Annotated in this window: 7 protein-coding genes and 1 pseudogene; 3 read left to right on the top strand and 5 right to left on the bottom strand. The window is 72.7% G+C overall.

The features are described from left to right. Positions 1-117: 117 nt before the first annotated feature. From ABZW30_RS44630 to ABZW30_RS44620, 3 genes are all read right to left on the bottom strand, one after another. Entirely contained in the window at positions 118-915 is a 798-nt protein-coding gene (locus ABZW30_RS44630) for an AfsR/SARP family transcriptional regulator (RefSeq protein WP_355677065.1), read from the bottom strand. Then, on the bottom strand, positions 912-1,700 hold the full coding sequence (locus ABZW30_RS44625) for an alpha/beta fold hydrolase (protein WP_355677064.1): 789 nt from the start codon (positions 1,698-1,700) through the stop codon (positions 912-914). Before ABZW30_RS44625 ends, ABZW30_RS44630 begins: the two co-directional genes overlap by 4 nt. A 363-nt stretch (positions 1,701-2,063) precedes the next feature. Then, positions 2,064-5,201 carry an amino acid adenylation domain-containing protein gene (locus ABZW30_RS44620; RefSeq protein WP_355677063.1) on the bottom strand — a complete coding sequence of 1,046 codons (3,138 nt, stop codon included), beginning with the start codon at positions 5,199-5,201 and terminating at the stop codon, positions 2,064-2,066. Between the two features lie 246 nt (positions 5,202-5,447). Between ABZW30_RS44620 and ABZW30_RS44615 the strand changes: the two genes are divergently transcribed. Further along, a complete protein-coding gene (locus tag ABZW30_RS44615; RefSeq protein ID WP_355677062.1) occupies positions 5,448-6,290 on the top strand; it encodes a hypothetical protein in 843 nt (280 codons plus the stop codon). Positions 6,291-6,468: 178 nt separating this feature from the next. On the opposite strand, the gene ABZW30_RS44610 is transcribed toward ABZW30_RS44615, so the two are convergent. After that, positions 6,469-6,678: a DUF5988 family protein gene (locus ABZW30_RS44610; protein WP_355677061.1), complete on the bottom strand. Its 210-nt coding sequence runs from the start codon at positions 6,676-6,678 to the stop codon at positions 6,469-6,471. Between the two features lie 44 nt (positions 6,679-6,722). Continuing rightward, entirely contained in the window at positions 6,723-7,736 is a 1,014-nt protein-coding gene (locus ABZW30_RS44605; RefSeq protein WP_355677060.1) for a pyridoxal-phosphate dependent enzyme, read from the bottom strand. A 642-nt stretch (positions 7,737-8,378) separates the two neighbouring features. On the opposite strand from ABZW30_RS44605, the gene ABZW30_RS44600 reads away from it, so the two are divergent. Together ABZW30_RS44600 and ABZW30_RS44595 are read left to right on the top strand one after the other, a co-directional pair. After that, entirely contained in the window at positions 8,379-11,267 is a 2,889-nt protein-coding gene (locus tag ABZW30_RS44600) for an AAA family ATPase (protein WP_355677059.1), read from the top strand. A 123-nt stretch (positions 11,268-11,390) separates the two neighbouring features. Then, a pseudogene (locus tag ABZW30_RS44595) lies at positions 11,391-12,263 on the top strand (ABC transporter ATP-binding protein); the annotation flags it as partial. Positions 12,264-13,243: the final 980 nt, after the last annotated feature.

Raw genomic sequence — 13,243 nt, 5'->3', positions numbered from 1 at the left:
CACGCTCGCGCGTCCCCGGGACCGTCGGTCGACCCCGCTAAGCCGGGTCCTCCGGGTCTGAGTGAGTCTCCTGCGGTGTGACGGGGGTGCCGGGGTGCGGCAGGGGGTGAGCGGGTGTCAGGCGGCGGGGCTGCTGCCCACCAGGACGCGGTCGTCGGCCAGCAGCAGCCGGTCGTTGGCGGCCAGCACGGCCTCGTGCAACTGCTGGAGCGCGGAGCACGGTTCCAGGCCCAGCTCGTCGATCAGCATCCGACGTGCGGACTGGTACACCTTCAGGGCTTCGGCTCGCCGGTCAGAGCGGTAGAGCGCGACCATCAGCTGCCGGTAGAAGGTCTCGCGCAGCGGGCTCTCCGCGATCAGCGCGAAGAGCCGTCCCACCAGCTCACGGTGGCGGCCGAGTTGGAGCTGCGCCTGGATCTGCATCTCCGAGCAGTCGAGCCGGGCCTCGGTGAGCCAGATGCCGAAGCTGCGCAGGATCGGGCCTTCGCCGATGTCGCCGAGGACCGGGCCGCGCCAGAGCGCGAGCCCGCGCTCGAAGCAGTCGGCGGCCTCCTCGTACCGGTGGTCCCGCAGGTGTCGGCGGCCGAGGTCGGTGAGTTCCAGGAAGTCCTGGTGGTCGATCCGGCTGCCGTGCAGCCGCAGCATGTACCCGGAGGAGCGGGTGACGATCCGGCCCTCCTGGTCGCCCGGCCGGTGCAGGAACTTGCGCAGGTCGGAGATGTAGACGTGTAGCCCGGCGGAGGCCCGGCGGGGCATCTTCTCGCCCCAGAGCTCGTTCATCAGCTGGTCGGTGGTCACCACGTGGTCGGCGCGGACCAGCAGGGTGGCGAGCAGCGTCTCGATCTTCTGGGCGCTGAGGAAGGTGGTGGAGTTCCGGTCGACGACCCGCAGCGAGCCGAGGAGTTCGTACCTCACGAGGCGCTCCCTTCCGCGGCGGCGGCGCTGCGGGCCTTGGCGAGGGTGGTGGCGACGATGTCGACCACCGCGTCCCGGTGCTCCTCCAGGTAGAAGTGGCCGCCGGGGAACACGTGCCGGGCGAACTCGGCGCCGGTGTGGTCGTCCCAGGCCAGCGACTGGGTGGTGGAGGTGTGCGGGTCGTCGCTGCCCACCATGTGGGTGATCGGGCAGTCCAGCGGAGGCTCGGGCACCCAGGTGTGGGTCTCGATGGCCTGGTAGTCGCCGCGGACGGTCGGCAGGATGGTGGCCAGCAGGTCCTGGTTGTCCAGCCACTGCGGGTCTGTGCCGCCGACCTCCTTCAACTCTCTTACCACGCCGGCGTCGTCGCGCAGGTGCACGGTGCCGGAGGGCAGCTTGGAAGGGGCCGGGTAGCCGGAGGCGAACAGCCACAGCGGCCGCCGGCCGAGCCGGTTGCGGTACCGCTGGGCGACCTCGAAGGCGAGGATCGAGCCCATGCTGTGGCCGAAGAACGCGAACGGCCCGGTGGTCCACGGCTGGAGTTCCGAGAAGATCAGGTCGGCGAGCTCCGCGACGCTGGTGACGCACGGTTCGGCGCGCCGGTCCTGGCGGCCCGGGTACTGCAGTGCGAGGACTTCTATGTCCGGAGCCAGTGCCTCCGAGAGCGGGAAGTAGTAGCTGGCGGAGCCGCCGGCGTGCGGGAAGAGCACGAGGCGCAGTCCGGCCTCGGGGCTGGGGTGGAACCGGCGCACCCACTCGCCGGTGACCTTGTGAACGGACGTCATCTGGTGCTCCTTCCACGCAATGGGGCGATCGAGCGCGCCGGCCCACTGCACCGTGTACCTGTCGGGATGAGGCCGGGGAATGAGGGGATAAACGGCTCCGTGCGGCCGCACCGGCCGGATGTCCGGGGGAACTCCGGTGCGCCGTGGGAACGATGCGAGTCTAGATAGGCCGCCGGACCGCCCGGTACCCCGATCGTGCCCCTAGGCGGATTTGAGCGGGATTTGAGGATCGCCCCCGGTAGGGGCCCCGGTGACGGGGTGGGGTAGGGGTGGGCGGATCCTCCGCGGCCCGGGCACGCCGACGGCCCGAGCGCCCCCGTGCGGGGCGTTCGGGCCGTCGATGCGGATGGTGCGGGTGCGGTGCTATGCGCCGCGCACGTGCGCCGCCAGCGCCGCGGGGGTCGGGGCGGAGAAGAGGTCCGCCAGCTTGACCGTGACGCCGGAGCCCTCCTCCAGCTTCTGGATCAGCTGCGCGCCGAGCAGCGAATGGCCGCCGTGGGTGAAGAAGTTGGTGTGGGCGTTCACGTCCTCGCGGCCCAACAACTCGCGGAACAGGTCCACGACCGTCCGGGTGAGCTCGTCGGTCGGCTCGGGCGCGCTGCCCTCGCTCGCGCCGGGTGCCGGCCGGCCGTCGGCGGCCAGCTTCTCCAGGGCGAGGTAGTCCACCTTCTCGTTGGCGTTGGTCGGCAGTGCGTCGATCACCAGGAAGTCCTGCGGGAGTGCGGAGTTGGGCAGTTCGGTACGGGCGTGTTCCCAGAGGCCGTCCACGATCTCCGGGCCGTCGGCGGACTCGACGAAGACCACCAGACGGCCGTCGGCACTGCGGTCGCCGACCACCACGGCAGCGGCCGCGCGCACCTGCGGGTGGCTGAGCACCGCGGACTCGACCTCGCCGAGCTCGATCCGGTTGCCGCGCAGCTTGACCTGCCGGTCGGAGCGGCCGAACACCTCCAGGTTGCCGTCGGCCCGCCAACGGCCGATGTCCCCACTGCGGTAGTACCGCCCGTGGCGCGGGTGGTCGCCGAACCTGTCGGCGTTGAGTTCAGGGCGCTCGTGGTAGCCGAGCGAGACGCCGTCGCCGGTGATCCACAGCTCGCCGCGCACGCCCACCGGCAGCTCGCGGCCGTCCGGGGCGACCACCATGACCTGGATGTTCTGGATCGGCTTGCCGATGTGCGGGCGCTCGCCGAGGTCGTTGTCCAGGATGCCCCAGGTGCACCAGGTGGTGGTTTCGGTCGGCCCGTACGCATGGTGCAACTCGCATCCGGTGGCGAGCAGTTGCTCGGCCAGCGGGACGGGCAGTGGCTCGGCGCCGATCACCACGCGGCGCCCGGCGAGCTGGTCACCGACGTGCTCCAGGACCAGCCGCCAGGTGGTCGGGGTGGCCTGGACGATGCCGGGCTGGTAGCGCTTGAGCAGTTCGAGCAGCACCCGGCCGTCGACCCGGGCCTCGTCCGGCGCGATGACGATCCGTCCGCCCGAGTAGAGCGGGACGTAGTGCTCCAGGTTGGCCATGTCGAAGGCGAAGGTGGTGGTCCACAACGTCGCGTCCTCCGGGGTGGCCCGGAGCCGGACGGTGTAGTCGGCGGCGACGTTGGCCACCGCGCGGTGCGGCAGCAGGGCGCCCTTGGGGCGGCCGCTGGAGCCGGAGGTGTAGATCAGGTACGCGGCGGAGGCCGGGTCGATCAGCGGCGGCTCGTCCTCGCCGTTCCAGCGCCTCGGGCTGCCGCCGACCCGGGCCAGCGGCAGCCGGGCCGTCTCGCGGTCGGCGGGCAGCGGCAGTTCGCGGTCGGTGAGGATGACCCGCGCGCCGGAGTCCTCCAGCAGGTAGGCGACCCGCTGGGCCGGGTGGTCCGGGTCGACCGGCAGGTACGCGGCGCCGGACAGCCAGATGCCGAGCACGGCGGCGGTCAGTTCGGGCGAGCGGGCCGAGGCGAGGGCCACGATGTCGCCGGCGCTGACGCCGGCGGAGGTGAGCGCGTCCCGGTTGTCCAGCGCGGCCTCCCACAGTTCGTGGTAGCCGACCGTACGGTCGCCCTGCTCCATGGCGACGGCGTGCGGGGTGGCGAGGGCGTGGGCGCGGACGGCCGAGGGGATGTCGGTGGGGGTGTAGCGCTCGACGGTGTCGTTGGCGGCCTCGATCACCGCGTGGTCCTGCTCGCTCCAGACCTGGATCCGGCCGACCGGTAGGTCCGGGTCCGCGGCGGCGGCGACCAGCAGCGCGTCGTAGCGCAGCAGCAGCGCCTCGACGTCGCCCCGATCGAGCTTGTCGGTGCCGTACCGGGCGATGATCCGGATGCCGGACTCGGAGGAGGCGAGGAAGAACTCCAGGTCGAACTTGCTGTAGCCGTTCTCCAGCACCAGCGCGCGGGCCCGGTTGCCGTTCAGTCGCAGCTCGTCGGTGAGACCCAGCTGCGGGAAGTAGTTGAACAGGTGGCGGCAGAGCCGGTTGCGCCAGGAGGAGCCGGCCCGCGGGACCAGGTCGGAGATGCTGTCCACCGGGACGTCGGCGTGCTCCAGCGCGCCGAAGTAGGCGTCCCGGGCACGGCGGACCAGGCCGCGGAAGCCCTCGGCCGCGTCCACGCTTACCCGCAGCGGCAGCACGTTGGTGTGGTGGCCGACCGCGCCCGGGTCCTCCTTGGGGCGGACGCTGACCGGGGAGCCGACGGTGATGTCCGGGCCGGCGCCGTGCGCGGCGAGCAGCACGTAGTAGGCGGCGAGCAGGACGACCGCCTCGGGGGCGCGCGCCGCGCGCCCGAGTGCGGCGACGGCCGCCCTGGCCTGGCCGGACAGCTGGTAGGCGAGCTGGTCGCCGCGCAGGGTGGGGTCGGCGCCGTCGGAGGCGCCGCAGGCGAGGTCGAGCACCTCGGGGTCGAAGTCCTCCAGCCGCTCGCGCCAGTAGGCGAGGCTCTCCGGGCTGGGCTCGGGCTCGTGGAACGTGGCGACCGGGGTGAGCAGTTCGGCCGGGGCGCCAGCGCCCGCGGCGATCCCGTCGTACGCGGCGACCAGCTCCTTGAGCAGGGTGGTGCCGGAGATGATGTCGTAGACGAGGTGGTGGAAGGCCAGGCAGACGACCTGGCCGTCTGGGTGGTGGAACAGGCCGGCACGCACCAGCGGCCGCCCGTCGAACGCGAACCGACGGGTCATCCAGGGACGCAGTGCGAGCTCGATCTCCTCGGCGGGCGGCGCGAACTCCGCGATCTCCTCGATCCGGACGACGAAGTGCTCGGCCGGCACGACCGACTTCATCAGCTCGGCGCCGGAGGTGAAGTAGACCGTGCGGAGCACCTCGTGGCGGCGGAGCATGACGTCGAGGGCGGCCTGGAGCACGGCCGGGTCGAGCGTGCCCTCCACCTGGAACGCCAGTGACAGGTTGTTGGCGGCCGCGTCGGGGACCAGGCGTTCGAGCAGCCACATGGCCTCCTCTTTGCGCGTCGCCGGCGTTAGGTCCCGGGTGGACCTCCCGCCGGGTGCGGCACCGGATATCGCTGCGGGTCCCATCTGAGCCTCCCCTGGATGAACGGGCGTTCGGTCTTTCCCGAATGTGCTTTCCGAATGTACGAAATTACGGTGCGACGCTACTCTGGCGCCGTCCCCGCCCGATACCCCTAGCCGGTGGCGCGGCGTCATTCGGCGCTTCCGAAGGCGCGGCTAGGGGGTGATTAGGGGTGTTAGGGGGATGCCCGGCCGGTGCCCGAATTTCTAGGATTCCGGTCAGGATTGTCGACGCATGACCAAGGAGTGGTGATGGCGGGGTCCGATTCATGGCGGACGCTGGTGGACGGCGGGGGTTCCGAGGGAATCGTCCTCGCCGTCGATTTCGATACCACCGGGCGGCCGGAGGCGCGTTTCTCCGACCTGGTGGCCAATCTTCCGGGCGGCCTGACGGTCTGGGAGACCGTCCCGCCCGAGGCGGGGACGCCGGCCACGCGCAGTGGCGCCGGCTTCCTGGACCACTGGTCCGCGCGGCTGGAGGCGGAGCGTCCGCAGGTCCGGGCGCTGCTCGGGTTCTGTGCCGGCTCGGTCTACGCCTCCGCGCTGGCCGACCGGATCTCGGCCTGGCAGGACAGTGAGCCGCTGCTGCTGATCTTCGACCCGGAGATCTCCGTCGCGCAGACCCTGATGTGGCAGTACCACAAGGTGGTCGGCTTCATGTCCTCGGTGATCTCGGCCGAGGACGTCGCCACCGCCCGGGCGGCGGGCCAGGAGGTGCACGACCGGACGCCGGCGATCGGCGCGCTCAAGGACGGGCTGGTCGCGCTGATCCGGGAGATCGGCGAGCCGGCGTTCAGCAAGGTCGGCCTGGACGAGGTGCGGCGCGAGGAGCTGTTCTCGGTCTTCGAGTCCTTCCTCTGCTACCTGGCCGCGGCCTCGGAGATCGACCCGCTGGACCGCTGGCGCGACGCGGTGGCGTTCAGCTCGGCGAGCCCGTTGAGCGGGCTGCGGGCGATGCGGGCCTCCGGGGTCGCGGGCGAGCGGCTGGCGGTGGCACGGGAGCTGGAGATCGACGTCGAGCACGGCGCGATGCTGTCCCACAAGGGGCTCGCGGACGCCGTCGCCGAGATCCTGGAGGGATCGCACCGCGGGTGATCCCGCACCGCTCTCCCGCGCGCGGGATTTACGGACCAGGGCCCCGGCCGAGTGATTCGGCCGGGGCCCGGTGCTTCTCACAGGTTTTCTCGTCGAATTCCGGGCCGACGCTCGGAAACGGCTGAAGGGCCCGGCTGCGGGGCCGGGCCCTTCATTTTGTCGGGCGGTCATTCGGGGGTCATTCGGCGACCTTTGTCCGGGCGGTCCACTCGAATATCGCGGTCGGTTCGCCGTCGAGCGAGACGAATTCGCCGGTGTGCCGGAAGTGCTCGTAGCCGCCGTACCTCGGGCACTTGATGGTGTCGTCCAGGGATTTGGCGTGCCGGATCCGATCCTCGTCGGTGATGCCGGCCGGTCCGCCGACCAGGACGGCTTTGTAGCTGGCCACAGGGAACCTCCACGGTTGGTGATAGGGACGGGACTGCACGGGACCTACTGGGCGGTGTACTCGGCGAGCAGCGAGGCCACCAGGCTCTCCTCGACGTTGCCGCCGGACAGCAGCACGCCGATGTTGCGCCCCTGCCAGCGGGGCGCCGTCGCGAGCCGCATCGCCGCCGCCAGGGCGGTCGCGGCGGCCGGCTCGACGAGCAGACGGGTGTGGGTGAGCGTGACGTACATCGACTCGGCGATCTCCGCCTCCTCCACCGTCAGCACCTCGCTCAGCGAACTGCGGCAGGTGTCGAACGGCAGGGCGCCGATCCGGTCCGGGCGCAGACCGTCCGCGAGGGTCGGCCGGACCGCCACGTTGCAGGGCTGCCCGTGGCGCAGTGCCTCGGTGAGCGCCGGCACCGCGGCGGGCTCGGCCGCGACCACCGCGACGTGCTCGCCGGCGGCCGCCAGGCAGGCGCCGGCCACCGCGCTGCCGCCGCCGACCGGCAGTACCACGGCGTCCAGCCGCTGGCCCTCCGAGCGGACCTGCTCCAGCAGTTCGGCGGTGGCGGTGCCCTGGCCCGCGACGACGTCCGGGTCCTGGTACGGGTCCACCACGTCGTAGCCGCGCAGTTCCCGCACGCTCTCGACGACGGCGATCCGGTCGGCCAGCACGGTGCCGGCCAGGATCACCTCGGCGCCGCTGTCCCGGATCCGGCCGATCTTGGTCGGGGCGGCGTCCTCGGGCAGCACCAGGGTGGCGGTGACGCCGAGTTCGCGGGCGGCCAGGGCGACGGCGATGGCGTGGTTGCCGGTGCTCTGCGCCACCACGCCCACGCTGCCGGCGGCGACCATGCGCTCGACCGCGAGCAGGGCGCCGCGCAGTTTGAACGAGCCGCCGCGCTGCAGGTTCTCGGCCTTCAGCCAGAACCGGGCGCCGGCCCTGCGGTCCAGGTCGTCGCTGCGCACCACCGGAGTCCGGCGGACCCGCCCGGCCAGCCGCAGTCTGGCGTCCAGGACGTCGCTGCGGGTCAGCGGGAGGTCGGCAACGGCGACGCTCGTGTTGATCTCTGACATCGAACCCTCACTTAACGCGCGTGGTGTGGCCGGTCGCGACCACGGAGGTGATCCCTCGGTGTCCAGGCGGGCCGGTGCACGGCGGAGCAGTGGGCGGTGTACCGGGATGAACCCTGCGACACGGTCACCAACGTTGAACAGAACGTCTAAAGTCGGTCCAAGCTGCGACTTCGCCGACTGGACAACTGACGGAGGTTGACTGTTCTTCGCGAATGGTCATACATTCATCCCGATCTCAAAGCGAGAGGGACCGTCCGGGGCGCCCGGCATCCCAGTTGCCTGGGGAGGAGTGGAGCCGAGTGTCTCGACCAGCGCGAAGCTGTCCGGGCTCGGCCACCAGGAGCAGGAGTACCCGTCCCCGCGCCGGTCGGCGGCGCGGATCCGAGGCCGGTCGGCGGCCACGGATCGTGACTCGGTCACCATCACCGAAGACCAGCACAACCGGTCCAGGGGCGCATCGACCCGTGGCGTCGACGCGGTGCTGCCCGGTGACCGAACGGGCGGTCCTTCACGGAGTTTCTTCTTCATCAGAGGCACTGGGACCTGGGCGCGTCGTCGCCCGCGGTGAAACGGGGCCTCTTCCTGCGATGCGACCCGGTGCGGCGGACCGGTGCGTGTCGCTTCATGCCTCAGGGGGCTATGGTGACGACCGTTCTCATCGATCGAGGGAAAGAACTCGCGGCATTAGACGCCCAGTTGGAAGCCGGCAGACGTGGCCGGTGCGCGCTCGCCCTGGTCAGCGGGGCGGCCGGTAGCGGCAAGACCGAACTCCTGCACGCCTTTGCGGAGCGTGCCACCGAGCAGGGCGCCGTGGTGCTCACGGCACTGGCCTGCGACGCCAGGAACGCGCCGCTGGGCGCGCTCCACCAGCTGGTCTGCTCCGCGCCGGCCGCCGCGTACGGGCCGGGCCCGGCGGATGCCGCGACCAGGAGCCTGGTGGCCGAGGCCGCCGCAGCGTCGGCCGGGGCCGGGGGGAGCGGTCCGGTCGACTTCGCGCTGCTGGACGCGCTCGCCGCGGCCCTCGCCCGGCTGGCCCGTGTCCAGTCCGTGGTGATCGCGGTCGACGACGTCCAGGACGCCGATCAGGCCTCGCTCGACTACCTGCTCCACCTGATCCGGCGGCTGCGGTACGCCCGGGTCCTCTTCGTCTTCAACGAGTCAGAACACCTCCAGGGGCACAATCCGCGCTTCCGGGTGGAACTGCTGCGCCAGCCCGGCTTCCGGCGGATCCGGCTCGGCCCGCTCTCGGTCGGCGGTGTGGAGCGGATGCTCGCCGCCAACCTCGGCACGACCGTCCCGCGCGCCAGTGCGGTCCGCTACCACGAGGTCAGCGGCGGCAACCCGCTGCTGGTCCGGGCCCTGCTGGACGACTCCCAGCTGGCGCCGACCGTCGGCGTGGAGAGCCGGCCCCACGGGGCGATCGAGGTGGGCGACTCCTTCTCCCAGGCCCTGCTCGCCTGCCTGCACCGGGGCAACCCGACCATGCTGGCGGTCGCCCGGGCGTTGGCCGTCCTGGACGAGCCCAGCTTGCCGGAGACGGTGGAGCGGCTGCTCGTCCTGGACCGGCGCAGCACTGTCCAGGCCATCGAGGACCTGACGGCCGCCGGTTTCGTCAGCGACGGGGGCTTCCGCCATCCGCAGGCTCGCGCCGCGGTGCTGGGCGAGCTGTCCGCCGAGCGCCGGTCCGAGCTGCACTACGCCGCTGCCCAGCTGCTCCACGCGATGGGTGCCCCGGCGTCCGACGTCGCCCCGCACGTGCTCGGCGCCGGTGACATCGACGAGCCGTGGGTGCCGGGGATCCTCAAGTCCGCGGCCGAGCAGGCCTTGCGCGAGGGCACGGCCGAACACGCCATCGGCTACCTGGAACGGGCCGAGCGCCTGCTGGGCGGCGGACCCGAGTGCATTCCGACCGTGATGCTGCTGGTCGGCGCCCAGTGGCGGGTCAATCCGGCGCTGGCGGTGCGCCACCTCGACCTGCTCGGCGAGGCCCTGGCCGCCGGTTGCCTGACCGGTCATCAGGGCACCGCCCTGGTCCGGTTCATGCTCTGGCACGGACGGACCGAGCAGGTCGTGGCGGCCCTGGTCCACCTGCGCCGTCAGGCCGAACAGGACACCCAGGTCGCCGACGACCTGACGGCGCTGGTGCACTGGATGCGCGGCACCCACCCGGACGCGCTCGTCAGTGCGGGCCTGCGGCCGGTCGCCGCCCTGCCCTGGAGCGGCCTGGCCAGCCTCGGGTCCCGTGCCGCGACGCTGTTCTCCACCGTCCTGACCGCCGGCCCCGACGAGCGCACGGTCGACCGGGCCGAACGGGTCCTCCAGGCCACCGTCCTGGAGGCCGCCGACATCGCGCCGATCGAGGCGGCGCTGCTCAGCCTCCACTACGGCGGCCAGCCCGACCGGGCGGCCCGCTGGTGCGATCCACTGCTCGACGAGGCGCTGGCCAGGGACATCCCGAGCTGGGCGGCCAGACTGGCCAGCATCCGCGCCGCGATCGCGGTCCGCGAGGGCGACGCGCGGGCCGCCGAACAGCACGCCGAGACCGCGATGCGCCTGCTGGCCCCGCGCAACTGGGGCACCACGGTCGGCAGTCCGCTGTCCGTCCTGCTGCTCGCCAGGACGGCGCTGGGCAAGCACGAGGAGGCCGCCGAGCTGCTCAACCAGCCGGTGCCCGCCGCGATGTTCGAGACCCGCTACGGCCTGCACTACCGCTACGCGCGTGGCCGTCACTACCTCGCCACCGACCGCTGCGACGAAGCCCTGGCCGACTTCCTCGCCTGCGGCGACCAGATGCGCGCCTGGGGCATCGACCAGCCCGACGTGATCCCGTGGCGCTCGGCCGCGGCCGACGCGCTGCTGCGCCTGGGCGAGCGCGAGCAGGCCGCCCGGCTGGCTGAGGAGCAGCTGGCCCGGCTCGGCTCCGGCCGCTCCCGCGCCCGGGGCATCACCCTGCGCACGCTGGCCGGGGTCGCCGCGCCGGAGAGCCGTTCGGAGCTGCTCCGGGAGGCCGTCGCCAACCTCAAGGCGGCCGACGACCGGCTCGAACTCTCCTACGCCCTGTCCGACTTGGCGGACCTGGGCGACCCGGGCGAGGTCCGGCCGCTGGTCGGCGAGCCGGAGCCCCTCCGGGAGCAGGGCGCCCAGCAGCCCTTGCGGCTGGCCGGCGAGCGGGTGCCTGAGCCGCGCCGCGCGCCGCTGCTGCGGCACGTGCTGCCGGCCGCGGAGTCGCCCCGGCGTCCGGTCGGCCACAGCGGGGTCGGCCTGCTCAGCGAGGCCGAGCTGCGGGTGGCCGCGCTGGCCTCGCTCGGCTGCACCAACCGGGAGATCGCCGGCCGCCTCTACATCACCGTCAGTACCGTCGAACAACATCTCACCCGGGTGTACCGCAAGTTGAAGGTGAGTCGGCGCTCGGACCTGCCCACCGACCTTCAGGTCCCCCCGTCGGAGCCCGGGCCGGGGGAGCTGTTAGGGCAGATCGTGGTCGCCTACCGCGGACCGGGCGAACTGGTCGGGCGGCGCGAGGTCGGGTGACCCCTCCTCCTTCAATGTATGACCAGATTTGAAAGCCAGTCAATACGCCAGGCGTGGGACTATGCTTGACCCAAGTTCAATTCTGGTCACTCTCAAGTTGATCACCTTCTCGACGGAGGTCCCATGATTGAGGTACGCGGGCTCAGCAAGCGGTTCGGGGAGGTCACCGCCGTCGACGACCTCACCTTCACCGTCCGGCCGGGTGAGGTCACCGGCTTCCTCGGCCGCAACGGGGCCGGCAAGACCACCACCCTGCGCATGGTGCTCGGCCTCGACACGCCCACCAGCGGCACCGTCACCTTCGACGGCCGGCCGTTCGCCGACCTGCCGACCCCGCTGCGGCAGGTCGGTGCCCTCCTGGACGCGCGTGCGGTGCACCCGAGCCGCACCGCGTCCCAGCACCTGCTGGTGCTCGCCCACAGCAACGGCCTCGACCCGGCGCGGGTACCGCGGGTCCTGGAACTGGTGGGCCTGCGCCACGCCGCTCACCGGCCCGCCGGCGCGTTCTCCCTCGGCATGCTGCAGCGCCTCGGCCTGGCCGCGGCACTGCTCGGCGACCCGCCGGTGCTCATCCTGGACGAGCCGTTGAACGGCCTGGACCCGGAGGGCATCGTCTGGTTCCGCGACCTGATGCGCAAGCTCGCCGGGGAGGGGCGCACCGTCCTGGTCTCCAGCCACCTGATGGCCGAAATGGCCCTCACCGCCGATCACCTGCTGGTCATCGGCGGCGGCCGACTGCTCGCGGACACCAGCGTGGAGGAGTTCGTCGACGCGAACAGCCACGCCGAGGCGCTGGTCCGCACGCCCGCCGCCGAGTCCTTCGGCCGCGAGCTCTCGGACGCCGGCGCAGCCGTGCGCCGCCTGCCGGACGGCGCGCTCGCGGTGACCGGCATGGACAGCGCCCGGATCGGCGCGCTGGCCGCGGCCTCCGGGGTGGAACTCCACGAGCTCGCCACCCGGCGGCGCTCGTTGGAGGAGGCGTTCATGACCCTGACGGGCGGCGAGGCCGCGTCCGTCGGCAGGCCGGAGTCGGACGGGCCGGTCTCGGACAGGCGCGCGGCTGAGCCGGTGCCGGCCCGGCCCGCCGAACGCGGACTGCTCGGCCGCCGGGCCGCCCGGCCGTACGCCGAGCGCCGGCCGACCTTCAGGGACGCGGCCAGGGCCGAGTGGGCCAAGCTGCGCACCACCCGCTCCAGCCGTTACCTCGCGCTCGGCACGGTGGTCGCCGGGGCCGGGCTCGCCATGCTCACCAGCAACGCGGCCGGCACCGGGTACGCCGCGATGTCGGAGGCCGAGCGACTGGCCTTCGACCCCACCGAGGTCAGCCTGCGCGGACACCTGGTCGCCCAGGTCACCATCGGGCTGCTGGGCGCGCTCGCGATCACCGCCGAGTACACCACCGGCACCCTCGTCCCCACCCTCACCGCTGTCCCCGACCGGGGTCGGCTGGCCACCGCGAAGGCGGCAGTGCTCGGCACCACCGCCCTCGGCGTCGGGCTGGCGACCACCGTCAGCGGCTTCCTCGGCGGCCAGGCCGTGTTGGCCCGACACGGCGCCCCGCACACCGGCCTGGGCGACCCGGAGGCGCTGCGGGCGGTGGTCGGCGGCGGCGCCTACCTGGCCACCGCCGGGCTGCTCGGCCTCGGCCTGGGCGGGCTGATGCGCAACACGTCGGGCACCGCGAGCGCGCTGTTCGGCGGGATGCTCATCGTGCCCGCCTTCGCCCCGGCGCTGCCGGGTCGGCTGCCGGAGTTTGTGGCCACCTACTGGCCACCGCGGGCCGGTTCCCAGGTGATGGCCGTCCACCAGCAGGACGGCCTGCTCGGCCCGGCCGCCGGGCTCGGCGTGATGGGCGCCGCGACCGGTGCGGTGCTGGGTGCGGCGTACGCGGCGTTCCGCTCCCGGGACGCGTAGCGGCGGCGTCGGGCGCCCGCGGCGCGACGAGGACGGCCGGCCCGGCGGGACACCCGCCGGGC

Source organism: Kitasatospora sp. NPDC004669, from assembly GCF_040609455.1.
Taxonomy (GTDB): domain Bacteria; phylum Actinomycetota; class Actinomycetes; order Streptomycetales; family Streptomycetaceae; genus Kitasatospora.
The sequence above is the reverse complement of the archived record's forward strand: the minus strand, read 5'-3'. Positions and strand labels throughout refer to the sequence as shown.